Annotated in this window: 21 protein-coding genes; 11 read left to right on the plus strand and 10 right to left on the minus strand. The window is 64.8% G+C overall.

Translation table 11 applies throughout. From position 1 onward, the window contains the following. Nucleotides 1-2: 2 nt before the first annotated feature. Complete coding sequence (locus tag DY468_RS02835; protein WP_164602183.1) at nt 3-1,880, minus strand: ABC-F family ATP-binding cassette domain-containing protein; 1,878 nt, start codon at nt 1,878-1,880, stop codon at nt 3-5. Nucleotides 1,881-2,026: 146 nt separating this feature from the next. Between DY468_RS02835 and ndk the strand changes: the two genes are divergently transcribed. Continuing rightward, nucleotides 2,027-2,449 carry a nucleoside-diphosphate kinase gene (gene ndk, locus DY468_RS02840; protein ID WP_164602184.1) on the plus strand — a complete coding sequence of 141 codons (423 nt, stop codon included), beginning with the start codon at nt 2,027-2,029 and terminating at the stop codon, nt 2,447-2,449. A 73-nt stretch (nt 2,450-2,522) separates the two neighbouring features. Further along, nucleotides 2,523-3,347, plus strand: coding sequence for a TerC family protein (locus tag DY468_RS02845; RefSeq protein WP_164602186.1), 825 nt, complete (start codon nt 2,523-2,525; stop codon nt 3,345-3,347). 79 nt (nt 3,348-3,426) lie between these two features. Here the strand turns inward: DY468_RS02845 and DY468_RS02850 are convergent, their stop codons facing one another. Next, complete coding sequence (locus DY468_RS02850) at nt 3,427-4,197, minus strand: Crp/Fnr family transcriptional regulator (RefSeq protein WP_164602188.1); 771 nt, start codon at nt 4,195-4,197, stop codon at nt 3,427-3,429. Between the two features lie 500 nt (nt 4,198-4,697). Here DY468_RS02850 and DY468_RS02855 point away from each other — a divergent pair, with 500 nt between their 5' ends. After that, nucleotides 4,698-4,901 (plus strand): cold-shock protein, encoded by a 204-nt coding sequence (locus DY468_RS02855; protein ID WP_164602190.1) that lies wholly within the window; start codon nt 4,698-4,700, stop codon nt 4,899-4,901. A gap of 64 nt (nt 4,902-4,965) precedes the next feature. Here the strand turns inward: DY468_RS02855 and purN are convergent, their stop codons facing one another. Next, nucleotides 4,966-5,619 (minus strand): phosphoribosylglycinamide formyltransferase, encoded by a 654-nt coding sequence (gene purN / locus DY468_RS02860; protein WP_164602192.1) that lies wholly within the window; start codon nt 5,617-5,619, stop codon nt 4,966-4,968. 8 nt (nt 5,620-5,627) lie between these two features. Next, complete coding sequence (gene purM / locus DY468_RS02865) at nt 5,628-6,701, minus strand: phosphoribosylformylglycinamidine cyclo-ligase (protein ID WP_164602194.1); 1,074 nt, start codon at nt 6,699-6,701, stop codon at nt 5,628-5,630. Between the two features lie 266 nt (nt 6,702-6,967). Here purM and DY468_RS02870 point away from each other — a divergent pair, with 266 nt between their 5' ends. The 4 genes from DY468_RS02870 to ppx all read left to right on the plus strand — a co-directional run bounded on the left by DY468_RS02870 (nt 6,968) and on the right by ppx (nt 12,114). Beyond that, on the plus strand, nt 6,968-7,513 hold the full coding sequence (locus DY468_RS02870; protein WP_164602229.1) for a CDP-alcohol phosphatidyltransferase family protein: 546 nt from the start codon (nt 6,968-6,970) through the stop codon (nt 7,511-7,513). A 44-nt stretch (nt 7,514-7,557) separates the two neighbouring features. Then, nucleotides 7,558-8,235: a P-loop NTPase family protein gene (locus tag DY468_RS02875; RefSeq protein WP_164602196.1), complete on the plus strand. Its 678-nt coding sequence runs from the start codon at nt 7,558-7,560 to the stop codon at nt 8,233-8,235. 150 nt (nt 8,236-8,385) lie between these two features. Next, nucleotides 8,386-10,596 (plus strand): RNA degradosome polyphosphate kinase, encoded by a 2,211-nt coding sequence (locus DY468_RS02880; RefSeq protein ID WP_164602198.1) that lies wholly within the window; start codon nt 8,386-8,388, stop codon nt 10,594-10,596. A gap of 12 nt (nt 10,597-10,608) precedes the next feature. Further along, the gene (ppx, locus tag DY468_RS02885) at nt 10,609-12,114 is read left to right on the plus strand and encodes an exopolyphosphatase (RefSeq protein ID WP_164602200.1); all 1,506 of its coding nucleotides are present in this window, start codon (nt 10,609-10,611) and stop codon (nt 12,112-12,114) included. A gap of 21 nt (nt 12,115-12,135) precedes the next feature. Here the strand turns inward: ppx and DY468_RS02890 are convergent, their stop codons facing one another. From DY468_RS02890 to DY468_RS02900, 3 genes are all read right to left on the minus strand, one after another. Beyond that, a complete protein-coding gene (locus DY468_RS02890; protein WP_164602201.1) occupies nt 12,136-13,059 on the minus strand; it encodes a bestrophin family protein in 924 nt (307 codons plus the stop codon). Between the two features lie 11 nt (nt 13,060-13,070). Continuing rightward, entirely contained in the window at nt 13,071-14,234 is a 1,164-nt protein-coding gene (rnd, locus tag DY468_RS02895) for a ribonuclease D (RefSeq protein ID WP_164602203.1), read from the minus strand. 102 nt (nt 14,235-14,336) lie between these two features. Next, a complete protein-coding gene (locus DY468_RS02900; RefSeq protein WP_164602205.1) occupies nt 14,337-15,815 on the minus strand; it encodes a protein adenylyltransferase SelO in 1,479 nt (492 codons plus the stop codon). A 259-nt stretch (nt 15,816-16,074) separates the two neighbouring features. On the opposite strand from DY468_RS02900, the gene aspS reads away from it, so the two are divergent. The 3 genes from aspS to DY468_RS02915 all read left to right on the plus strand — a co-directional run bounded on the left by aspS (nt 16,075) and on the right by DY468_RS02915 (nt 20,819). Continuing rightward, the gene (gene aspS / locus DY468_RS02905; RefSeq protein ID WP_164602207.1) at nt 16,075-17,922 is read left to right on the plus strand and encodes an aspartate--tRNA ligase; all 1,848 of its coding nucleotides are present in this window, start codon (nt 16,075-16,077) and stop codon (nt 17,920-17,922) included. A 45-nt stretch (nt 17,923-17,967) separates the two neighbouring features. Next, entirely contained in the window at nt 17,968-20,277 is a 2,310-nt protein-coding gene (locus DY468_RS02910) for an NADP-dependent malic enzyme (RefSeq protein ID WP_164602209.1), read from the plus strand. Nucleotides 20,278-20,381: 104 nt separating this feature from the next. Further along, nucleotides 20,382-20,819, plus strand: coding sequence for a DoxX family protein (locus tag DY468_RS02915; protein ID WP_164602211.1), 438 nt, complete (start codon nt 20,382-20,384; stop codon nt 20,817-20,819). A gap of 6 nt (nt 20,820-20,825) precedes the next feature. On the opposite strand, the gene DY468_RS02920 is transcribed toward DY468_RS02915, so the two are convergent. The 3 genes from DY468_RS02920 to DY468_RS02930 all read right to left on the minus strand — a co-directional run bounded on the left by DY468_RS02920 (nt 20,826) and on the right by DY468_RS02930 (nt 24,171). Beyond that, on the minus strand, nt 20,826-21,389 hold the full coding sequence (locus DY468_RS02920; RefSeq protein ID WP_164602213.1) for a dihydrofolate reductase family protein: 564 nt from the start codon (nt 21,387-21,389) through the stop codon (nt 20,826-20,828). Between the two features lie 32 nt (nt 21,390-21,421). After that, nucleotides 21,422-22,360: a polysaccharide deacetylase family protein gene (locus DY468_RS02925; protein ID WP_164602215.1), complete on the minus strand. Its 939-nt coding sequence runs from the start codon at nt 22,358-22,360 to the stop codon at nt 21,422-21,424. 161 nt (nt 22,361-22,521) lie between these two features. Beyond that, on the minus strand, nt 22,522-24,171 hold the full coding sequence (locus DY468_RS02930) for a L,D-transpeptidase (protein ID WP_164602217.1): 1,650 nt from the start codon (nt 24,169-24,171) through the stop codon (nt 22,522-22,524). A 210-nt stretch (nt 24,172-24,381) separates the two neighbouring features. Here DY468_RS02930 and DY468_RS02935 point away from each other — a divergent pair, with 210 nt between their 5' ends. Beyond that, nucleotides 24,382-24,930: a CreA family protein gene (locus tag DY468_RS02935; RefSeq protein ID WP_205511845.1), complete on the plus strand. Its 549-nt coding sequence runs from the start codon at nt 24,382-24,384 to the stop codon at nt 24,928-24,930. Nucleotides 24,931-25,183 lie beyond the last annotated feature (253 nt).

Here is a 25,183-nt window from a genome sequence, read left to right on the forward strand (position 1 = left end):
GCTCAACTCTGCGCGGCGTCCTGCGCCGCGCTTGCTTCCAGCCATTTTTCTTCTGCGGCCTGCAGCGCGGCTTGTGCGTTCGCGCGCGCGGTGCCGAGCTGCGCCGCTTGCTTCGGGTCGCGGGTGAACAAGTCGGGAATCGCCAACGCGGCATCGATCTTCGCGATGATCGCATTGATGCGGTCGATTTCGGCTTCCGCATCGGCGATCTGCTGCTTCAGCGACACCGTCTTCTTCGGCCGCGGTGCCGACGGCTTCCCGGCGCCTTCGTCGGGCTTGCGCTCCTTGGCTTCCGAAGCAGCACTCCGCGCGCCGCGGGATGACAGCACGGCACGACGATACTCGTCGAGATCGCCCTCGAATGACTTGACCTTGTGATCGGCCACCACCCAGAGGCGATCGGCGCAGGCCTCGATCAGATAGCGGTCGTGCGACACCATGATCACCGCGCCGGGGAAGTCGTTGATCGCTTCCGCCAGTGCCGCCCGACTGTCGATGTCGAGGTGGTTGGTCGGCTCGTCGAGGATGATCATGTTGGGGCCGTAGAAGGTCGCCAGCCCGAGCAGCAGACGCGCCTTCTCGCCGCCCGACAGGCTCTTGACCAGGGTGTCGGCCGCCTTGCCGGAGAAGCCCATGGCACCGGCGCGCGCCCGGATCTTGCTCTCGGGCGCATCCGGCATCAGCTTGCGAACGTGGTCGTAGGTCGAGCCGTCTTCATTGAGTTCGTCGAGCTGATGCTGCGCGAAATAAGCGATCGAAAGCTTGTCGGCGCGGGTCACCGATCCGGAGAACGGCGGCAGCCGGTTCGCCAGCAGCTTCACCAGGGTCGACTTGCCGTTGCCGTTGGCGCCGAGCAGCGCGATGCGATCGTCCGGATCGATCCGCAGGGTGGCGTGGCGCAGCACCGGATGTTTGGGGTCGTAGCCGACCGCGGCGTTGTCGACCGCGATGATCGGCGGTGACAGTGTTTTCTCAGGGGCCGGGAAGTTGATCTCCGGAGTATCGTCCGCCACCAGCGGCGCGATCGGCTTCATCTTCTCCAGCATCTTGACGCGCGATTGCGCCTGCCGTGCCTTGGTGGCCTTGGCCTTGAAGCGATCGACGAAGTCCTGAAGATGCTTGCGCCGCGCTTCGTCACGCTTCGCATTCTTGGCGTCCAGCGCCAGTTTGTTGGCGCGGAAATCCGCGTAGGCCGAGTAACTTCCGCGGAAGTGAACCAGCCGGCCGCGGTCGAGGTGCAGGATCTCGTTGACCGACGTATCGAGCAGGTCGCGATCGTGGCTGATCACAATCACTGTGCGCGGATAGTTGGCGAGATGGTCCTCAAGCCACATCGTGCCTTCGAGGTCGAGATAGTTGGTCGGCTCGTCGAGCAGCAACAGGTCGGGCGCGGCAAACAGCGTCGCGGCCAGCGCCACGCGCATCCGCCAGCCGCCGGAGAATTCCGAGCAGGAGCGAGCCTGGTCCGTTGCGGAGAAGCCGAGGCCACTGAGAATGGCACTTGCGCGCGCCGGGGCCGAGTGGGCGTCGATGTCGACCAGCCGGGTCTGAATGTCGGCGATGCGATGCGGGTCCTGAGCGGTCTCGGCCTCGTGCAGCAGCGCCGCCCGTTCGACATCGGCGGCCAGCACGACATCCAGCAGCGCTTCGGGACCGTTCGGTGCTTCCTGGGCGAGGCTGCCGATCCGCCATCGTGGCGGCAGGGTGATCCGGCCGGTCTCGGTTGCGAGCTCGCCGCGGATCGCGCGAAACAGGGTGGATTTACCGGCGCCGTTGCGGCCGATGAAGCCGACGCGAGCGCCGGGGGCGATCTGGACCGAACTCTGGTCGATCAACAGCCGTCCGGCGAGCCGGATCGAAATGTCGGTAAGCGTGAGCATGGCGCGTTTTGGCCGGGTCGGACCACAAAGGCAACCGGCTCGAGCAGGCGGTGCCCGATGAATCGCGCCCCGCAGCTTGCCGGAGCGCGGCGGCGTGGATATAAGCCCGGCAACTCCCTCCCGCCCTTAGCTTTCAAGGACATTCCATGGCGATCGAACGGACTTTCTCGATTCTCAAGCCCGATGCGACCGAGCGCAACATCACCGGCGCGATCAACGCGCTGATCGAAAAGGCCGGTCTGCGGATCGTCGCCCAGAAGCGCATCCGTATGACCCGCGACCAGGCCGAGACCTTCTATGCGGTTCACAAGGAACGCCCGTTCTTCGGCGAACTGGTCGACTTCATGATCTCCGGCCCGGTGGTGGTTCAGGTGCTCGAAGGCGAGGGCGCGATCGCCAAGTACCGCGACGTGATGGGCGCGACCGATCCGTCGAAGGCGGCTGACGGCACCATCCGCAAGGCGCACGCCAAGTCGATCGGCGAGAATTCGGTGCACGGTTCGGACGCGGCGGAAACCGCCAAGATCGAGATCGCGCAGTTCTTCTCCGGCAACGAAATCGTCGGATAAGCATTACCCGTCGGACGTCCCCGGCCGCTGATCCTCGGCGGCCGCGGGATGCCGGCGTAGTCGGGGAAAGATCGTGGACTGGGTGCTGCACGTCTTTGACCCCGCGACCTTCTGGTCGGTTGTCGCCCAATTCAAGAGCGGCATTCAGCAACCCGAATTCTGGATCTCCGTCGGCAAGATCATCTGGATCAACGTGCTGTTGTCGGGTGACAACGCGCTGGTGATCGCGCTCGCATGCCGCGGGCTCAAGCCGAACCACAGATTGTGGGGCATGGTGCTCGGCGCCGGCGCCGCGGTCCTGCTGCGGATCGTCTTCACCGGCATCGTCGCCACGCTGATGGAGTGGCCCTACCTGAAGCTGGTCGGCGGACTGGCGCTGCTGGTGATCGCCGCCAAGCTGGTGGTTCCCGAGACCGAAGACGAAGACAGCGTTCAAGCGGCCTCGCATCTGTTGCACGCCGTTCAGATTGTGGTCGTCGCCGACATCATTATGAGTCTCGACAACGTCATCGCGGTCGCCGCGGCTGCCGACGGCAGCGTGCCGCTGCTGATTCTTGGGCTCGCAATCAGCGTTCCGCTGATCGTGGCGGGCGCGGCACTGATCCTGATGGTGCTGGAGAAACTGCCGATCCTGGTGTGGGCCGGTGCGGCACTGCTCGGCTGGATCGCCGGGCAGGTGATCGCCACGGATCCGGCGGCGTTGCCGTTGGTCCATCGGCTCGACGCGCCGATCGGCAGTCAGCTCGATAAGCTGTTCGGCGCGATGGGGATGTCCCTCGATCTGTCCGGCAACGGCAACGTCGGCGAGTATCTGTTCGCGATCGTTGGTGCGATCTTGGTGCTGGTCGCAGGATCGATTTGGCGGAGGCAGGTTTCTGCAGGGCCGCCTGCGACGTGACGTTCCGCAAGTGAACGTTCGGTGCAGCAGGCCGCGACGGTCGTGGCCCGCTGCACCGATGGGATGATGATGCTGTTCGTCAGGCGGTCCCGGCGACGATGCCTTCACCAGAATCATGTCGGTGTTCGTCGCTGTCCGCGACGCAGGACCGATCATACGCATCACGCACTACATGGTAGCAGTCGCAAGTGCGACTTTCGAGCGCCGGACGATCGACGATACGTACAGCGCCGCGACGTTTCTCCACGACGCCGTCTGCCTCGAGCTGCAACAGCGCGTTGGTGATGCTGGCGCGGCGAACGCCCATGCTGGCCGCAAGCAGTTCGTGCGTGATGTACAACACGTCGCTCTGGATGCGGTCGTTCGCCAACAACAGCCAGCGCGCCAGCCGCTGATTGATTTCATGCTTGGCTGCGCACAGCACGCTTTGGGTGTTCTGAGCGATCAACGCCGGCACGTAGCGGAGCATCTCTTCGCGAATTTGCGGGCGATCGGCCATCACTCGCGTCAGATCGTCGGCTTCGATCCGCAGTGCGGTGCCAGGCATGCACACCACCGATCTTTGCGACGACACTTCGGCTCCCAGCACCAGCGGAACGCCGACATAGCCGAAGTAACCGACCATGGCCGTCTCGACGAAGTCGGTGCGAGTTCCGGATAGATGCGACACAAGGCCATCTTCAATGAAGTGCACGCACTCGACCCGCCGATTGGCTTCCTGCAGCACGGCACGGCCGCGGAACTCCACAGGCCGCAGCAGCGGCTTGAGCGCTTCGAGATCGTCGGGCGCGAGTTGGGCCAGAACCCGGTTTCGCACCGGAGATGAGCTTGCTTGCAGATCATTCGCCAAAATCGAAATGGCTCCTTGGTGATTGTTGCTTCTGCCTTGGAACCGGCGCTGCCGATTCAGACGGTAGCTTACCGAAGTGCGACCGAGGTGACCACGGTCGAAAGTGTCCTAAATTGTCGCATCCTGGCCGCAACTGTGGCGGCGTTCGGCGCTGCAGCAATATTGCACAGCCTCATTTGCGCAAACTGAGAGCAACGCAATGCCGAATACAGCGGCGCAGCGCGCTCTCAGGGCGGAAATAGCAAGACGTGCTGTAAGCACAGGCTGTTGCTGCATTCGAACTGATCAGCAGCTTCAACTACCACGCGGTGGTCGGGTCGGCGCGGAAGACTTGCTATACCAGAAAAATCGTGTTGCAATTAATGCGCAATCGGATCTGGCCCATCGGCTTCATGTTTTGCGACTGGGAAATCGACAACAAAGCATCGGGTTCGCCGCTTGTGGCGTGACACGTTGATAACGTGCCACGTCTTTTTTGTATCTAGATCGGGAGGCAGGCGATGCAAAAGGGCACCGTCAAATGGTTCAACCCCACCAAGGGGTATGGTTTCATCCGTCCGACCACGGGCGACAAGGACGTCTTCGTCCACATTTCAGCGGTCGAGCGCGCTGGGCTGAGCACGCTCAATGAGAACCAGGCGATCGAGTATGACCTGGTCGAAAACCGCGGTCGGTCGTCGGCAGAAAACCTGAAGATCTCCTGATTTCGCCGGCCGATTGGTTCTCGACTGCCCCCGGTGGAAAGCCGGGGGAGCTTCGATTGGTCGATTACTTCGCCGTAGGCACGATCAGTGCTTCGCTAGGCGCAGTTGGCGAAGACGATTTGCAGAGATCGCCGTCGAGCCGCAGCAGACCTGCCGCCAGCATTCGTAGCGCAGCGGGATAGATCCGGAGCTCGATGCCGAGGACGCGCGCAGCCAGCGTCTCGGAGGTGTCGTCGTCCTGCACGGGCACGGCGCCTTGAACGATGATCGGACCGGCATCTGTATCAGGTGTCACGAAGTGCACCGTTGCGCCCGAAATCTTGACGCCGGCGCGCAAGGCCTGACCGTGCGGATCGAGGCCGGGAAACGACGGCAGCAGAGACGGGTGGATGTTCAGCATCCGGCCGTACCAGCGCTGCGCGAACTCGGCCGTGAACAGCCGCATAAAGCCGCCGAGGCAGATCAGCTCGATGCCGCGTGCGTCGAGTTCGGCTTGCAGTTTGGCTTCGAAGCCGGCGCGGTCCTTGCCGAACGGCTTGCTTTCGATCACCACGGTGGCAATGCCGCTGCGCTCCGCGATCGCAAGACCGCCCGCCGTCGCCACGTTGGAAATCACCACAGCGATCTCGGCGGGAAAGCCGTCCTCAGCCGCGGCTTCGATCAGCGCGGCCATGTTGGAGCCGCGCCCGGAAATCAGGATAGCAACGCGAGGCTTCATCGGCGCGCTCACAGGGCGAGGTCGAGGTGGCCGTCATAGACCACGCGCTGCTCGCCCTTGGCGGCAATGACCTGACCGAGCAGATGCACGCTTTCGCCGCTGGCGGTGAGGCTTTCGGTGACCTGATCGACGGCGTCGGCCTTGACGATCATGACCATGCCGATGCCGCAGTTGAAGGTACGCAGCAGTTCGAGTTCGGCGATCTCGCCTTGCTCGGCGAGCCATTTGAACACCGGCAGGACCGGAAGCCGCGGCAGGTCGATGCCGACGCCGAGATGCTTCGGCAGCACCCGCGGGATGTTCTCGGTAAATCCGCCGCCGGTGATGTGGGCGAGGCCTTTGACGGCGCCGGTGTCACGGATCGCCTGCAGGCAGGACTTCACATAGAGCTTGGTCGGCGCCAGCAGCGCACCGCCGAGCGTCATCACCGGCGAGAACGGTGCCGGCGCGTCATAGGGCAGGCCGGATTTTTCGACGATCTTGCGGACCAGCGAGAAGCCGTTGGAGTGCACGCCGGAGGACGCCAGCCCGATCACCGCGTCGCCTTCGGCAATGTCTTTCGACGGCAGCAGCGTGCCGCGCTCGGCGGCGCCGACCGAGAAACCGGCAAGGTCGTAGTCGCCGTCCTTGTACAGGCCCGGCATCTCCGCGGTCTCGCCGCCGATCAGCGCGCAGCCGGACTCGCGGCAGGCTTCGGCCACGCCGGCGACGATCTCGGCGGCGGCCTCGGGATCGAGCTTGCCGCAGGCGAAGTAATCGAGAAAGAACAGCGGCTCGGCGCCTTGCACCACGAGGTCGTTGACCGACATCGCCACCAGGTCGATGCCGATTCCGGCATGCAGGCCGGCGTCGATCGCGACCTTGATCTTGGTGCCGACGCCGTCGGTGGCCGCGACCAGTACCGGATCCTTGAAGCCGGCCGCCTTCAGATCGAACAGGCCGCCGAAGCCGCCGATCTCGGAGTCCGCGCCGGCCCGTGCCGTGGCGCGGACCATCGGCTTGATCAAATCGACGAGCCTGTTGCCCGCATCGATGTCGACGCCGGAGTCGGCGTAGGTGAGGCCGTGCTTCCGCTCGGTCATGCCCGGTTTTCCCAATTCAAGCTGTGCGGCACCCGGGCATCCGTCGCCAGGGCGGAGCCCGCCGTCGATTTCGCCGGCGCGACGACGCTAGACCTAAGTCCCGCTTGTCCGCGCCCAGCCGATGTTTTGGGGTGGTTACGTCGGATTCCGCCAGCGTGCAATGGCTCGCAAGGGGCTCCAGCATGGTCTATGTAGAAAACCAGCCCGCTCAACCGTCGAAAGTCGAGCTTTTTCGACGGATTTGGGTCGGGAGCCGGGAACGTCGTGTGAGCATACCCAACATCATTACGCTCTGCCGCATCTTGTTGGTGCCGGTCGTGGTCTGGGCGATTGCGTCCAACGAGATGGCGATCGCCTTTGCGGTGTTCGTGGTGGCCGGGGTCAGCGACGCGGTCGACGGATTCCTGGCGAAGCGGTTCAACATGGCGAGCGAACTCGGTGCGCTGCTCGACCCGCTTGCCGACAAGGCTCTATTGGTCTCGATTTACGTCTCGCTGGGGATCTGGGGCGCGATTCCGCGCTGGCTGGTGATCCTCGTGGTGTCGCGCGATATCATGATTGTCGGCGCGGTGATGATCTCCTGGGTATTCGGCAAGCCGATCCCGATGAAGCCGCTGATGGTGTCGAAGCTGAACACGGTCGCGCAGGTCGCGTTCGCGGCGATGGTGCTCGGGGCGCTCGCCTTCGGCTTCGAGCCGATGCCTTACGACCTGTTTCTGATGGGCGCGGTGACCGTCTTGACCTTGCTTTCCGTCTCCTTCTATCTCGTCGAGTGGATGCGGCACATGAGCACGATCGAGCCCAGCCGTTGACCGCGTCGGCCGGCCGCAAGTGCGGGCCCGGCATGGAGCGCCCCGTGGCAGTTCGCGTTGAACCTCGACAACTAGCCCTCGACCTGCCGCACGCCGAAAGCCTGTCGCGCGAGGATTTTCTGGAAGGTTCCGCCAACACGGCTGCGTTGTCGCTGATCGAGAGTTGGCCGGACTGGCCCAACCGTATCATGATGCTGGTCGGCCCCGAGGGCAGCGGCAAGAGCCATCTGGCCGCGATCTGGGCGGAGCTGTCCGGGGCCCGATCGACCGCGGCGCAAGCGCTGCATGCGGCGGCTGTGCCGGGTGCGCTGGCGACCGGCGCGCTGGTCGTGGAGGATCTCGTCCCCGGCAGCTTCGACGAGCGTGCGCTGTTTCACCTGATGAATATGGCGCGGGAAGACGAGGCCTACGTGCTGTTCACAGGCCGGACCGCGCCGTCGGCGTTTCCGGTGGAATTGCGCGACTTGAGGTCGCGGCTGCGGACAGTGCCGGTGGTGTCGCTGCTGCCGCCGGACGACGCGCTGTTTCGGGCCCTGATCGTCAAATTCTGCGCCGACCGCCAGATGTGCATCGATGCCGCGCTGGTCGGCTACCTCGCCAACCGCATCGACCGGTCGTTCGTGGCCGCCCGTCAGGTGGTGGAAAAGCTCGACACCATGGCGCTGCGCCTTGGCCGCCCCGTAACGAGGGCGCTGGCCTCCGAAGTGCTGCGCGACGACTGATCCGCGTCAGCCGATACGTGGCGGGAAGGCGCGCCGCTTGACGGATTCTGCGCCTCGCTCCTCAATGTCATGGAAACGTCATGCAGCGTCAGCATTGTCTCGCGGCGCCGCAGCCGCGGTGCGCCCCATCCTAGTCTGGATCAGTTTCTCATGGACTCCGAGCAAGTGATTGCGATCGAAGAGAAAAAAGGCGAGACCGAGCCGGCATCGGTGATCGCCGCGGGCCCCGAGCGATTCATCAATCGCGAGTTGTCCTGGCTGCATTTCAATCGGCGCGTGCTCGAAGAATCGGTCAATCCGCACCACCCGGTGCTGGAACGGGTGCGGTTCCTGTCGATCTCGGCGAACAATCTCGACGAATTTTTCATGGTCCGCGTGGCCGGCATCAAGGCGCAGATCCGGGAGGGCATCACCGAGCGCAGTCCCGACGGTCTGACGCCGTCCGAACAGCTCGGACTGGTCAATGAAGCGGTTTCGAGGCTCGCCAGCGACCAGCAGTCGATCTGGCGTGACCTTCGCGGCGTGTTGGCCGATTCCGGTATCGTTTTGCTGGATGGCAAGGATGCGACCAAGGCCGAACGGACCTGGATCGAGGACCACTTCCTCCACAACATCTTCCCGCTGCTGACGCCGCTGGCGATCGACCCGGCGCACCCGTTCCCGTTCATCCCGAGCCTCGGCTTCACCATCGGCCTGCAATTGGCGCGGGTCTCCGACGGCAAGCCAATGAACGCCCTGATCCGTATGCCGGCGCGGATCGACCGCTTCATCCGGCTGCCCGCGAACGGCAAGGATCAGACCGTGCGTCTGATGACGCTGGAGCAGGCGACCTCGCTGTTCATCGGACGGCTGTTCCCCGGCTACCACGTCAAGGGGCAGGGTTCGTTCCGGATCATTCGCGACAGCGAGCTGGAAATCGAAGAAGAGGCCGAGGATCTGGTCCGGCTGTTCGAGACCGCGCTGAAGCGGCGGCGGCGGGGGTCGGTGATCCGGATGGAGGTCGACTCCTCCATGCCGGAGGAACTGCGTGTGTTCGTGCAGCGCGCGCTCACCGCGGCCGACGATGAGGTGTTCCTGGTCGACGGCGTGCTGGCGATGAACGAGCTGTCGCAGCTCACCCGGGTCGATCGTCCCGACCTCGAATTCGTGCCCTACGTGCCGCGGCACCCGGAGCGGGTTCGCGACCATGGCGGCGACATCTTCGCGGCGATCCGGCAGAAGGACCTGATCGTCCACCACCCGTATGAATCGTTCGACGTGGTCGTCCAGTTCCTGCAGCAGGCGGCGCGCGATCCCGACGTCGTCGCGATCAAGCAGACGCTGTACCGTACCTCCAACAACTCGCCGATCGTGCGGGCTCTCGCAGAAGCCGCCGAGGCCGGCAAGTCGGTCACCGCGCTGGTCGAACTCAAAGCGCGGTTCGACGAGGAAGCCAACATCCGCTGGGCACGCGACCTCGAGCGCGCCGGCGTGCAGGTTGTGTATGGCTTCCTGCAGCTCAAGACCCACGCCAAGCTGTCGCTGGTGGTGCGGCGCGAGGGCGGGACTCTGACGACGTACATTCACACGGGCACCGGCAACTACCATCCGGTGACGGCGCGTATTTATACCGACCTGTCGTACTTCACGTCCGATCCGATCCTCGGCCGCGATGCCGCGCGCGTGTTCAACTACATCACCGGCTACGCCGAGCCGAGCGACATCGAGAAGATGGCGGTCTCGCCGATCACGTTGCGCAAGACCATGCTGGAGCATATCCGCGGCGAGACGACGTTCGCCAAGCACGGCAAGCCGGCGGCGATCTGGCTGAAGATGAATGCGCTGGTCGACCCGGAGATCATCGACGCGCTGTACGAGGCGTCCCGGGCAGGGGTCTCGGTCGAGTTGGTCGTTCGCGGCATCTGCTGCCTGCGGCCGGGCGTGCCGGGTCTGTCCGACAACATCCGGGTGAAGTCGATCATCGGCCGGTTCCTCGAGCACGGCCGCATCTACTGCTTCGGCAACGGCTACGGCCTGCCGAGCGCCAAGGCTGCGGTGTACATCTCGTCCGCCGACATGATGCCGCGCAATCTCGATCGCCGTGTCGAGGTGTTGTGCCCGATGCTCAACCCGACCGTGCATCAGCAGGTGCTCGAACAGATCATGGTCGCCAACCTGAAAGATACCGAGCAGAGCTGGCGGTTGTTGCCGGATGGATCGTCGACGCGTATGAAGGCCGCCAAGGGCGAGGAGCCCTTCAACGTGCACAACTACTTCATGACCAATCCGAGTCTGTCCGGCCGTGGGAAGTCGCTCCAGGAATCCTCGCCCCGCCGGCTCACCCGGCGGGCCGAGCGCCAGCAGTCCCAGCAATCTTCCTAAGGGACGACGACGTTGAGCAAGCAGCCGCACAGGCGCGAACCCAGCGTCGCCGTTATCGACATCGGCTCGAACTCCGTGCGCCTCGTGGTCTACGAGGCGCTGGCGCGCAGCCTGGTCACCGTCTTCAACGAGAAGGCGCTGTGCGGCCTCGGCCGTGAGGTCCAGACCACGGGGCTTCTGACCACGGATGCGGTCAACAAGGCGTTGGTCGCGCTGAGGCGTTTTCGTGCGCTGATCCGGGTGATGAAGGTCGGCAAGGTGTTCGCGATCGCGACCGCCGCCTGTCGTGACGCCAAGAACGGTCCAGATTTCATCGCCGAGGCCGAACGGATCTGCGGTGTCACCATCGAGATTCTGTCGGGGCCGCGGGAGGCCAAACTCTCGGCGCTCGGCGTCATCTCGGGGGTGCACAAGCCGAACGGAATCGTCGGCGATCTCGGCGGCGGTTCGCTCGAACTGATCGAGGTTCGTGGCAGCGCCGTGCGCAAGGGCGTGACGTTGCCGCTGGGCAGCCTGGCTTTGCAGGACGCTTCGCAGAAATCACTCAAGCGCGCCGAACGGATCGCCCAGCAATTGCTTTCCGAGTCCGGCCCGCTGAAAACCGGGCGGGGCCGGAATTTCTATGCGGTCGGTGGGACCTGGCGCGCGCTGGCCCGCATCCACATCATCCAAAGCGGTTACTCGCTGCAGGTCATGCACGGCTATTCGATTCCTGCGGCCGAAGCGCTGCGGTTCGCCAAGCGGCTTCGCGTCCTGGCCGCCGCCAATCAGCTCGCCGATATCGAAGTCATCGCCGATGCGCGGCGGCCGCTTTTGGCCTATGCGGCGCTCGTGCTCGAATACGTCATTCGGATCGCCAAGCCGAAGATGATCGTGTTCTCGACCTATGGGGTGCGCGAAGGTCTGTTGTACGAGCAACTGCCGCCTGCCGAACGCACCAAGGACGGGCTGCTGTGCGCCGCGCAGAACTTGAACCGGCTGCTGTCGCGTTCGTCGCGTCACGCCGAGGAGCTGATCGAGTGGACCGACCGGCTGTTCCGTGTCGCCAAGGTCAAGGAAACCGAAGAGGATCGCCGGCTGCGACGCGCGGCCTGCCTGATGTCGGATGTCGGCTGGCGGGTGCATCCGGATCATCGCGGGGAACAGACTTTGTCGCTGATCGCCAACGCTAATTTCGGTGACGTCACGCATCGCGACCGCGCCTTCATGGGATTGTCCGTGTACTACCGCTACGCGGGCTTCAGCGAACAGAATGAGCCGCCGTTGTCGGCGCGCGAATTGGTCACCGACGCGCTCAACGATCGTGCGCGATTGCTCGGCGCCGCGTTTCGGGTCGCGCATCTGATCAGTGCGGCGAGGCCCGGCGTTCTGCCCGCCACGCATTTCCGCACCGAAGGCCGCAAGTTGATGCTGGTGTTCGAGCACAGGCTGGTCGATCTGGTCGCCGATCGCGTCGGCAGCCGGTTCAAGCAGCTCGCCAAGATGGTCGGGCGCTCAGGAACGATTGTGCTGCGCTGAAGCGGCGCAGCTAACCGCAGCTCACACAAGGATGTGGTCGACCGGCGCCGGCAACGGCGGCAGATCGGTTTCGCCGAGTGCTTCGCGCAAATTGATCTCGATGGTATCAGCCAGCGCTGCGATCGGCAGATCGTTGGGCAATTGGCCGAACGGTTCTTCCAGCTCGGAGCCGAGCGCGTCGAGGCCGAAGAAGGTGTAGGCCGCCAGCGCGGTGGCGAACGGCGTCAACCAGCCGAGCGTGTTGGCGAAGCCGAACGGCAGCAGAAAGCAGAACACGTAAGCGGTTCGGTGCAGCAGCAGCGAATAGCCGAACGGCACCGGCGTCGAGCGGATGCGTTCGCACGCGGCCTGCACCATCGCCATCTGTCCGATAGTGCGATCGATGATCTGGAACGGAATGTCGCGCAATTCGCCGCTACGATGCAGCGCCGCAAGCTCGGCCTGCATCGCCGAGAGGATGACTTCGGGCGCGTTGCGGCTGGCCTCATAGCGCGCGCGGGTGTCGGCGCCGAGATGGCGCGTCACCTTGATGGTGTCGCTTCCCGGACGAAGATGCAGCACCAGCGCCTGGGCGAAGGCCATAGCCAGCGTCAGAAGCGTCCGCCGGCTGCGCTCCGGATCGTCGCCGGAACAGGGCAGGATCTGTGTCTGTCGCGCCAGATTGCGGCTGAGGCAGATCAGTTCGCCCCAATGCCGCCGAGCTTCCCACCAGCGGTCGTAGCAGGCGTTGTTGCGGAAGCCCATGAAGATTGACAGCGCGATGCCGAGCACCGTGAACGGCGCGCTGTTGAAATCGGAGACGAGGCCCGGATAGGCGTGATGTGCCCACACCACCGCCACCGACAAGGCCGCGATCAGCAGCGCCTGCGGAAAGATCCGCTGCACCACCGAGCCTTGAACCAGAAAGAACAGCTGAAACAGATTAGGCTGCGGTCGAACGATCATTGTCCGGCGCTTCAGCTCCGAGCAGCGGCGCTGCGTTCGACCTGAATGACCTTGCCGCGCTCGATCGCGAGCGAAAGCCGGCCGTGCTTCAAGGCGAGCGCAGCCTCGCCGAACAATTCGCGGCGCCAGCCGCGCAGCGCGCCGACATCGGCGTTGTCGTCGGCGGCGATCTGTTCAAGGTCGTCGACCGTGGCGATGACTTTGGCGGCGACCGCGTGGCGTTCGGAGGTCATCCGCAGCAGCACCTTGAGCAGCTCGACGATCGCGGTGCCGTTGGAGTTGTTGCGCGGCTTGTCGATCTTCGGTAGCGCCGCCATATCGCGTGCCAGCCCGCGCTGCACCGCTGCGACGATCTCGGTGCCCCATTTGGATCGATCGAAGCCCTTGGGCAGCGAGCGCAGGGTGGCGAGCCTTTCCAGCGAGGTCGGCGCATGGGTGGCGATGTCGCCCAGAGCGTCGTCTTTGAGGACGCGCGAGCGCGGGACGTCGCGACTCTGTGCTTCCTGCTCGCGCCAGGCGGCGATCTCCATCAGCACCGCGAGCTCTTTCGGCTTGCGGACGCGGGTCTTCAGCCGCTCCCAGGCCCGCTCGGGATGGACGTCGTAGGTGCTCGGCGAGCTCAGAACTTCCATCTCCTCGCTGACCCAATCGCTGCGGCCGCGTTTCTTCAGGTCGGCATCGAGTGCCGCGAACACATCGCGCAAATGGGTGACATCGGAGACCGCGTAGTGCACCTGCTCCTCGGTGAGGGGGCGGCGCGACCAGTCGGTGAAGCGGTGGGTCTTGTCGGGACGGTGGCCGGTGATGCGCTCGACGAGCTGGTCGTAGGCGATGCTGTCGCCATAGCCCAGGACCATCGCGGCGACCTGAGTGTCGAAGATCGGGTGGGGCACGATGCCGGCACGGTGCCAGACGATTTCAATGTCCTGCCGCGCGGCATGGAAGACCTTGAGCACCTGCTCATTCGCCATCAGGTCGAAGAACGGCTTCAGGTCGATGCCGTCGGCCAGCGCGTCGATCACCAGCGCTTCCTCGGCGCTCGCCATCTGCACCACGCACAGCAGTGGATAGAATGTGGTCTCGCGCAAAAACTCGGTGTCGACCGTAATGACGGGATGGCGGGCGAGACGGGCGCAGGCGTCGGCAAGCTGCTCGGAAGTTGAAATCAGGTCCATTAAACTCTGTCGCGTTTGGGGAACGGGTCTGGCGACAATCGGCTGCACCGGCTGCCCAAAGCCGTCGAATCCTGTTCACTAGACACGCTCACCCTTCGACGATCAAGTTCCGCAGAAAGTTTCCAGCACCCGTTCATGGAGCTGTGGCGGCTCCGCATAGCGGGCGAATTCCGCCTGTTCCTCGAAGGGGTTGGTGAGCACCGCCAGGATTTCTTCGAAGGGGGCGAAATCGTCCCGGTCGACCGCCGCCCGGATCACGGCTTCGACCCGGTGATTTCGCGGGATATAGGCAGGGTTGACCTGGCGCATCGCGGCCTGGCGGGTCGGGCCGTCCTGCGGCTCGGTTGCGATCCGGGCGCGCCACCGCGGCGCCCAGTCGTCGAACGCAGACGGATCGCTGAACAGGGGGCGAACCTCGCCAAGGTCCGACGGGTCGGCTGCGGCGTCGCTCAGCCGGCGGAACGCGAGGGTCAAGTCGGCTTCGCCCTTGGCCAGGGCCGCAAGGAAGTCCTGAGAAAGCTGCGGATCGTCCGGCTGGCTGGTGAACAGGCCGAGCTTGGCCGCCAGCTTGGCCAGATAGGCGGCATTGAATCGCTCCGCAAAGCCGCCAAGCGCGTCTTGGGCGATCTCGACGCCTTTGTCTTCATCATCGGCCAGCAGCCGGACCAGGCATTCGGCCAGCCGCGTCAGGTTCCACAGCGCGATCGGCGGCTGGTTGCCGTAGGCATAGCGGCCGAACTGGTCGATCGAGGAGTAGACGGTCTTCGGATCGAAGGTGTCCATGAACGCACAGGGGCCGTAGTCGATGGTCTCGCCGGCAATCGAGCAGTTGTCGGTGTTCATCACCCCGTGGATGAAGCCGATCATCATCCAGCTCGCCACCAGTTCCGCCTGCCGGCCGATCACGCCTTCGAGCAGCGCCAGATAGGGCGAGGGCGCCTGCGCCGCCTCCGGGTAGTGGCGGGTGATCGCATGGTCTGCGAGTGCCCGGACGCTGTCGAGATCGCCGCGGGCGGCGAAATACTGGAACGTGCCGACCCGGATATGGCTGGAGGCCACCCGCGTCAGCACCGCGCCGGGCTGAATCGGATCGCGCAGCACGGTCTCGCCGGTCAGCACCGCTGCGAGCGAGCGGGTGGTCGGGATGCCGAGCGCGGCCATCGCTTCGCTGACGATGTATTCGCGCAATACGGGACCGAGCGCGGCGCGGCCGTCGCCCATCCGGGAAAACGGCGTCCGACCGGCGCCCTTGAGCTGGATGTCGCGACGGACGCCGTCCCGATCGACCACCTCACCGAGCAGGATTGCCCGGCCGTCGCCGAGCTGCGGCACGAAGTTGCCGAACTGGTGCCCGGCATAGGCCATCGCGATCGAGGCCGCGGATTCCGGCATTTGGTTACCGGAAAGGATCTCCGCGCCCTCGGGTGTCTCGAGCAGATCCGGATCAAGCCCGAGCTGCACGGCAAGGGCGCGGTTCAGCTTGATCAACCGGGGGGCGGCAACCGGTGTGGGCGCAACCCGTGCGAAGAAGTTCGGCGGGAGCGCCACGTAGCTGTTGTCGAACGGAAAATGCGCTGTCATCGGTCACCAGTTAAGAACGCTTCGCCATTTCGACAATCCGCCGGAAACAGGCCGGTTTCAACAGCTTCCGCGGAAAAGCTGCAATCCGGAGACAAGCGAGCGAAAGGTTGTGACGGGGACTTGCGGCCTGCTCTGAACGCGGTGGTCCCCCGTTCCGCATCTGGTTGCCGCGGTGGGTTCGCTCGGGTAAACCCTGACGCTCTCCGCAACGGCTTGCGGACACGCGATTCTGCCTAAAGACGGCTTTTCCGGGATTTCCATGCACCGTTATCGAACCCATACTTGCGGCGCGCTCCGCGACAGCGATATCGACCAGACCGTGCGCCTGTCCGGCTGGTGCCATCGCATCCGCGACCATGGCGGCGTGCTGTTCATCGATTTGCGCGACCATTACGGCATCACCCAGTGCGTGGCCGATCCGGATTCTCCGGCGTTCAAGGACGCCGAAAAGCTGCGCGCCGAATGGGTGGTGCGGATGGACGGCCGCGTCCGCCGCCGCCCCGAGGGCACCGACAATCCTGACCTTCCGACCGGTGCGGTCGAAGTGTTCGTGACCGAGATCGAAGTGCTCGGCCCGGCCGGTGAGCTGCCGCTGCCGGTGTTCGGCGAGCAGGAATATCCGGAAGACGTGCGCCTGCGTTATCGCTTCCTCGACCTGCGCCGCGACAAGCTGCACCAGAACATCATGACCCGTGGTGCGATCGTCGACTCGATGCGCCGGCGGATGAAGGAGCAGGGCTTCTTCGAGTTCCAGACCCCGATCCTGACCGCGTCGTCGCCGGAAGGCGCGCGCGACTTCCTGGTGCCGAGCCGCATCCATCCCGGCAAGTTCTACGCGCTGCCGCAGGCGCCGCAGCAGTACAAGCAGCTGCTGATGATGTCGGGCTTCGACCGTTACTTCCAGATCGCGCCGTGCTTCCGCGACGAAGACCCGCGCGCCGACCGCCTGCCGGGTGAATTCTATCAGCTCGACGTCGAGATGAGCTTCGTCACCCAGGACGACATCTTCGCCGCGATGGAGCCGGTGATCACCGGCGTGTTCGAGGAGTTCGCCAAGGGCAAGCGCGTCACCAAGGGCTGGCCCCGCATCGCGTTCGCGGACTCGATGCGCAAATACGGCACCGACAAGCCGGACCTGCGCAACCCGATCGAGATGCAGGATGTCTCCGAGCACTTCCGGGGCTCCGGCTTCAAGGTATTCGCGCGCATGCTCGAAGAAGAGCGCAACCAGGTCTGGGCGATCCCCGGTCCGGGCGGCGGCTCCAGAGCGTTCTGCGATCGCATGAATTCGTGGGCGCAGGGTGAAGGTCAGCCCGGCCTCGGCTACATCATGTGGCGCGAGCCGGACACGCTGAACATCGTGCAGTCGGAAGTCGACAAACGTCCGGGGGCTACACCGCACGATCCTGTTACTCATCCCGTTGGCGCTGGTCCTTTGGCGAACAACATCGGGCCGGAGCGCACCGAAGCGATCCGCGCCGCGCTCGGCCTGAAGGCCGGTGACGCCGCGTTCTTCGTGGCCGGCGATCCGTCCAAGTTCGTCAAGTTCGCCGGGCTCGCGCGCACCCGGGTCGGCGAGGAGTTGAACCTGATCGATAAGGATCAGTTCGCGCTCGCCTGGGTCGTCGACTTCCCGATGTACGAGTACAACGAGGACGACAAGAAGGTCGATTTCTCGCACAACCCGTTCTCGATGCCGCAGGGCGGCATGGAGGCGCTGACGTCGCAGGATCCGCTGACCATCAAGGCGTTCCAGTACGACATCACCTGCAACGGCTACGAGATCGCCTCGGGCGGCATCCGTAACCATCGTCCCGAGGCGATGGTGAAGGCGTTCGAGATCGCCGGCTATGGCGAGCAGGAAGTGGTCGACCGGTTCGGCGGCATGTACCGCGCCTTCCAATATGGCGCTCCGCCGCATGGCGGCATGGCGGCCGGCGTCGACCGCATCGTGATGCTGCTGTGCGGCACCACGAACCTGCGCGAGATCTCGCTGTTCCCGATGAATCAGCGGGCCGAAGATCTGCTGATGGGGGCGCCGTCGGAGGTGTCGCCGAAGCAACTTCGCGAACTGCACATCCGGCTGAACTTGCCCGACGCCAAATAGGCGTCGGACGACAGGTCGAAACTAACCACACTGGCGGGGGAACGTATGGCGTCGTATTCCGAAGATCTTCAGGCGGCAGCGCTCGGCTATCATCGCAAGCCGAAGCCCGGAAAGCTGGAGATTCAGGCATCGAAGCCACTCGCCAACCAGCGCGACCTCGCGCTGGCTTATTCCCCCGGCGTGGCCGCAGCCTGTAACGCGATCGCCGCCGATCCGGCGCAGGCCGCCGAACTGACCGTGCGATCCAACCTGGTCGCGGTCGTCACCAACGGCACGGCGGTGCTCGGTCTCGGCAATATCGGGCCGCTCGCCGCCAAGCCGGTGATGGAAGGCAAGGCGGTTCTGTTCAAGAAATTCGCCGGCATCGACGTGTTCGACATCGAGATCGCGGCCGACACCGTCGACCGCGTGGTCGACACCGTGGCGGCGCTGGAGCCGACCTTCGGCGGCATCAACCTCGAAGACATCAAGGGGCCGGAGTGCTTCGAGATCGAGGCGATGCTGAAGGACCGGATGAAGATCCCGGTGTTTCACGACGATCAGCACGGCACCGCGATCATCGTCGGCGCGGCTGTGAAGAATGCGCTGGCGCTGACCGGCAAGGATATCTCGAAGGTCAAGATCGTCGCGGCCGGCGCAGGCGCGGCGGCGCTCGCCTGCCTCAATCTGCTGGTGTCGCTCGGCGCTCAGCGCAAGAACATCTTCGTCTGTGACCTCGAAGGCCTGGTGTACGAAGGCCGCAACGTGCTGATGGACCGCTGGAAAGAGGTCTACGCGCAGAAAACCGACAAGCGGACGCTGGCTGAAGTGATCCCCGGCGCCGACATCTTCCTGGGCCTGTCCGGGCCGAACGTGCTGTCGCAGGACATGGTCAAGGAGATGGCGGAGCGGCCGCTGGTGATGGCGCTCGCCAACCCGACTCCCGAGATCATGCCGGAGGACGTGCGCAAGGTGCGGCCCGACGCGATGATCTGCACCGGGCGGTCCGACTTCCCGAACCAGGTCAACAACGTCCTGTGCTTCCCCTACATTTTCCGCGGCGCGCTCGATGTCGGAGCCACCGCGATCAACGAGGCGATGAAGCACGCCGCCGTCGATGCGATCGCGCAGCTCGCGCGCGAGGCGCCGGCGGACCCGGTGTCGGTCGGTCTCGATAATGACGAAGCATTCGGATTCGGTCCGGGCTCGCTGATCCCGAGTCCGTTCGATCCGCGCCTGATCCTGCGGATCGCGCCTGCAGTGGCGATGGCCGCGATGGACTCCGGCGTCGCAACTCGTCCGATCACCTCGTTCGACGATTACTACGCACAGCTCGAGCGCTTCGCGTTCCGCTCGGGCCTCGTGATGAAACCGGTGTTCGCCAAGGCGAAGGGCCAGCCCGTCCGCGTCATCTATGCCGAAGGCGAAGACGAGAAAGTGCTGCACGCGGTGCAGACCATTCTCGAGGAGAAGCTGGCGCGACCGATCCTGGTCGGGCGTCCCTCGGTGGTCGAGGCGCGGATCAAGCGCTCCGGCCTGTCGATCCGTCCCGGCGAGGATTTCGACCTCATCAACCCGCAGGACGATCCTCGCTACCGCTCCTACGTCCAATCTTACATCGACATCGCCGGCCGTGCCGGCGTGACGCCCGCTGCGGCGCGCACGGTGGTGCGCACCAACTCGACGGTGATCGCAGCGCTCGCGGTGGCGCGCGGCGAGGCGGACGCGATGATCTGCGGCCTCGACGGCCGCTACATGAACCACCTGCGTCATGTCCGTGATGTGATCGGTCGTCGCCAAGGCGTGTCGGACTATGCTGCGCTGGCGCTGCTGATCACCAAGAAGGGCCCGATCTTCATCGCCGACACCCAGGTGCGGCCCAATCCGACCGCCGAAGAGCTGGCGGAACTGGCGGCGCTCGCCGCAGTCCACGTCCAGCGCTTCAACATCAAGCCGAAGATCGCGTTCCTATCGCATTCGGACTTCGGCAGCTTCCCGACCGACTCGTCGCTGAAGATGCGCCGCGCCACCGCGATCCTCGCCGAGAAGCATCCGGAAATTGAAGCCGACGGCGAGATGCAGGGCGACAGCGCGTTGTCGGAGACGTCGCGGCAGATGATCCTGCCGCATTCGCGGCTGACCGGCGTCGCCAACGTGCTGATCATGCCCAATCTCGACACCGCCAATGTCGCTTATCAGATGATCAAAGTGGTGGGCGAGGCGCTGCCGGTCGGCCCGATCCTGATCGGCCCGGCGCTGCCGGCGCACATCCTGACGCCGTCAGCGACGGCGCGCGGCATCCTCAACATGACTGCGGTGGCGGTGGTCGAGGCGCAGGAGCGGGCCGGGCGGCATCAGGGCACGCTGTTCGCCTGAGGCGCGCTCCAGACCTGTCATTTTTTGGTCGTTTGAAAAGCCCCGGCGCCGCGCCATACTGAGGGTGCGGTGCGGCACGTTCGCCGCTGTCCATGGGGATGCACATGCCGGCCTTGATTGTACTCGGGCGCTTTCTGTTCTCCATCCTGTTCGTCTACTCCGGCGCATCCAAGCTGCTCGATCTGCCTGCGACCACCCAGGCGGTCGGCAAGTTCGTCGTCCCCGAGATGATGGCCACCTACACGGCGCAGCTCGAGCAGGCTGCCGGAATGCCGTTCGCCCAGATGCTGGCGCTCGCGGCCGGCGGGATCGAGCTGTTGTGCGGCCTGCTGATCGCCCTGAACTTCGGCGCGCGGTTCTGCGCGCTGGTGCTGATCGTGTTCGTCGCGGTCGGGACGTACTACTTCCACGACTTCTGGAACCAGACCGGCCCAGACGCGCAGGCCAATCTGCAGGTCGCGCTGAAGAACCTGTCGCTGGTCGGCGGATTGCTGATCATTGCCGGGATCGGCAGGGGCGGCGCGGCGTCCGGCACCGCGTGATCGACGTCAGCGGCGGCGCCAGGCGGTGACGCTGACGTCGTGGTCGGCATCGAGGATCTGCCGGTCGGCCGGGTGCAGGCCATGCGCCGACAGGATCTGCTCCGGTGTCCGCTCGGGCACGCCGGGGAAACACGGTTCGCCGCCGGGCAGCCGGGCCTGCGGCGCCTGCGACAGATGGAACGTGTCGTAGCGATCGAAGAAGAGCGCGAACACCTCGGGCCCGCCGATGATTGCCGCCGTGCCGGCGGTCACGCCGGTGCGGGCGCAGGCCTCCGCGAACGAAGCGCCTGCCGGATTCCACAACAGCGCTTTTGGGTTCGACGGGTCGGGTGCGAGCCCGGCAACTTGCCGGGTCACGATCAGCCGGCGACGCAGCGGCGAGTTCGGTTGATCCTCGAACGAATTGCGGCCGTGAACGATCAGGTCGGCCCGGTCCAGCGCCGCGGCGAAGAATGCCTGATCACCTTTGTACTTCAGGGCGTCCGGCATCAGCCGGTTGGCGTCGGCGAGGTTGCCCTCGGCCGACACGATGACGTAGCCCTCGATCGTCAACGCCGGCGTCGCCGTCATTGGCGCTTCGCGATCCGCATCAGCAAGGCGGTTTATTCAGAGATCGTTTGCACGACGGCGCTGACCGGCCGCGTGCTCACGGTCGGCAGCGGATTGCTCTTGGCGAGCTCCTCGTCGTACTGCGGCATCGTCTGCACGGGCGCCTTGGCGCGCATCTGCACCACCTTGTAGCCGCCGGCCTTCAGCCGCCGCAGCAGCTCCGGCAAAGCTTCGGCAGTGCTCTTCTGGAAGTCGTGCATCAGGATGATGCCCTTGCCGAGCTTGTCGAGCTTGTTCATCACGTTGTCGACGACCTGCTGCGGCTTGCGCGCCTTGAAGTCGAATGAGTCGATGTCGCAGGAGAACATCGCGACGTTGCGGGTGCCGAGATAGGTCACCAGCGCCGGCGGGTGCTGCAGCGCCGGGAAGCGGAAGAACGGCGACGGTGCGGTGCCGATCGCCCATTTCACCGCGGCGAAACCCTTTTCGATTTCGTCCTTGGCCTGCTGCTCGGTCAACTTCTTGTTGGCGAGATTGGCGTGCGACCAGGTGTGCGAGCCGACGGTGTGACCGGCGGCCACGACCTGCTTCAGGATCTCCGGATGATAGGTGGCGTGCTTGCCGATCGGGAAGAAGATCCCCTTGGTGCACTGGTCAGCCAGAGCCTTCAACACCGCCGGGGTGTTGTGCGGCCAGGGACCATCGTCGAAGGTCAGCACCACCTCTTTGTCGCGCAGGAAGTCGAGCTGTTTGAAGTGCTCAAAGCCGAAGCCGGGGCCTCCGGTGGTATCGATCTCGACGATGCGGCCGACGCCCAGCGCATCCGGGTTGGCACAGACCGGCTTGGCCGCAGCCGCCGGCTGCGGGGCGGGCGCTGGAGCAGGGGCGGCCTGAGCAGCCGCCGGAGCGGGAGCTTTCGGCGCCTGCGCGAAGGCCGCGGTCGTCCCGACAGACACCACACCCGCAACGATCAAAGCTGCTGCTATCCGCATGCCGAAGTCCTTCCGCCGTTTGGTCGTCCGAGCGAGCACGGCCCGAGTCGGGCCGGCGCGCATCGCTACGCCAAGGTAGAGGCTCGCACCCAGAGGTGCCAACGGCTTTTTGCCACGGCGGCGGAGTTGCCCGCAGATTAGAAGGACGGCGGAGGCGAAGGTCAGCGCAGCGGAATGATGAAGTCCGTACCTTTCCCAGTCTCGCCGGTCGCAATGCCCTGGTCGGACACAATCAGGGAACTGCCGTTCGTCATGGCCTCGGCAATCCGCTGCATTGCTTCCGGCGGTATCGTCAGCCGGTCGAGCGCCTCTGCCGGGCTGTTGGTCTCATGCGAGGTCTTGGAGTCTTCGGCCAAGCTGCTGGTATGGCGACGGGATTTACGTTGCACTTCAGGTTCGGCTTTAGCCAGCTTCGTCGGCAGCGACACGACCGACCAGCGCACGCTCAGGTCCTTGTCGAGCTCGGCAGTGAAGATGTGCGTGCCCAACGGCCGGTCGCTGGCCGCGATGGTCACGGGTACATCGAACAGCGGCGTCTGATTCTGCCGCACGTACAGCCTGCCGTCCTTGCCACTGATGAAGGCGGCGATCTGCTGCTTCGGATTCGGAGATGGCAGAGCCGGGGCAGAGGCGGTCTGATCACCGGCAGTCGGCGCGTGCGACTGGTCCTTGTTTTCGGAACCCGAGAGCCCCTTATCGTCCGTTGTCGCAGCGGTGGTTTTGGGCTGCTCTGCGGCCGGCGCGGTGTCGGCGGTCGTGGAGGCTTTGTCGTCCACAGGCTTGCCGTCGGTCGGCTTGCGCTCGGTGGTCTTGTCCTGCGCCTTGGTTGCGCCGACAGCCGCCGTGGTTGCCGGACCAGCGGTGTCGCTGGCTTGGTCGGCTTTGCTGGATGAGGCGTCGGTCAGCGTCACGGCCGCGGCTGCCGCATCCGCGGTGCGGACCGGAGCGGTCGCCGGCTTGTCGCTGCCCAATGCAATGCCGCGCCGCAGCTCATCGGTCGGCAGCGCAGACTCTGCCGGTTTGCCGTTGTCGGCCGCCTTGTCGGATTTGGTCGTGGTCGCGGGCTTGGGCGAATCCGACACCATCGGCTCGGGATCCGGCACGAGCTTCTTCGCGGCGAGCAATGGATGGGTGAAGCTTGCCGGCGTTATCTCGCCGGGTGCAACGATCACGCGGGCGCCCATCCGGGTCCAGCCCCACATCTTGACCGCGAACGCCATCGGCATCCGGATGCAGCCGTGCGACGCCGGGTAACCGGGCAGGGCTCCAGCATGGAGTGCGATGCCCGACCAGGTGATGCGCTGCATGTAGGGCATCGGCGCGCCGCTGTAGATGTTGGAGCGGTGATACTTGCTCTTCTGGATGACGCTGAACACGCCCATCGGCGTCGAATGGCCGCGCATGCCCGTCGACACCGGCGCTTCGGCGAACAGGCCGTTGGCGTCGTACACGCGAAGTTTCTGTTGTTCGATCGAGACGGCGATCACCACCGGGCCCTGCGGCTTGGTGGTCTGCTTCTGGATCTGCTTTTCGGCCTCTTGGTCGAGCTGAAGTCGCTTGCGCTGATGTTGGTGATGGCGCTTGGGCGCAGGCGGCGGCGCGTCGTAAAGGGGAGCGTCGTAGACCGGCACGTCGTCCGCCCAGAACCAAGCCGGCGATGCTTGTGCGACCGGTGCCGCGACGATCGCGGTGGCCATGATCCCGGCCGCGAAGGACGCCTGAGATATCGTCAAGCGCCCGGACGTCGTGGGCTTGCCGGTGCGCAGGTAACGTTCGTCGGTGAAATCAGCTTCGCAGTGAAATACGCGCACGCAGGTCTTCCCCGAATCTTGCCACCAGGATTGTAGATTAGTCATTCGCGCGCGAGACACGTTCACGTTCGTGGCGAACCGCCGCGCAATCTGACCGACCGTAACAAAAAAGCTTCACCGAAGGTTAAACGCGTGGGCAGGCGGGAGTTGCACCTTCCAAACCTGTGCCCTGCTCACCAAATGCACAGAACCGCTTCTATGGAGAATTCGATGAACCGGCGTGCCTCTCAGTTTCGTCTCTCCCGCTTCAAATCAGGTGTCCTTGCGCTGTTGGCGTTGACCGTGGCGGGCGCATCCACTGCGGCCGTCGCGTCGGATGATCCGGACCTGATCTTCCGGCGCTCGACCGTGTTCAAGCTGCTCAGCCCCAACGACAAGCTGGCGGTGTACGGCGTCGACGATCCGGAGGTGCAGGGTGTCGCCTGCCACTTCACCGTGCCGGAGCGCGGTGGCTTCAAGGGCTGGCTGGGCCTCGCCGAGGAGGTTTCGGACATCTCGCTGGCGTGCCGTCAGATCGGTCCGATCCACTTCAAGGCCAAGCTGGATCAGGGCGAGGACATGTTCAGCAAGCGCCGGTCGGTGTTCTTCAAGAAAATGCAGATCGTGCGCGGCTGCGATCCGAAGCGGAACGTGCTGGTCTACATGGTGTACTCGGACAAGCTCATCGAGGGCTCGCCGAAGAATTCGACCTCGTCGGTGCCGGTGATGCCTTGGGGCGGGGATGCCACAGTCGAGAAATGCGGGGACTTCTTCAAATAGCCTTCATTTCAAATAGCCATCGGGAGCGTCGGCGCTTCGGCTGCGGTCGGCAGTCGAACGCCGATGTCGCAACCGCAGCGATCCGGCTTCAGGCCGACTCTCGCTCGTTCGCCATCTGTTGCAAAGTCGTGGCGCGCGCCGGTGCGCGGTAGCCGACCAGACGGACCAGGCGCTGCGGTATGCACTGTGTGGCGGCATGCCCGAACGGCCCCTGCAGGGCCATCTCTCCGGACGTCGCGGCGCTTCTGTGACC

Source organism: Rhodopseudomonas sp. BR0M22 (assembly GCF_010907035.1).
Lineage (GTDB): Bacteria > Pseudomonadota > Alphaproteobacteria > Rhizobiales > Xanthobacteraceae > Rhodopseudomonas.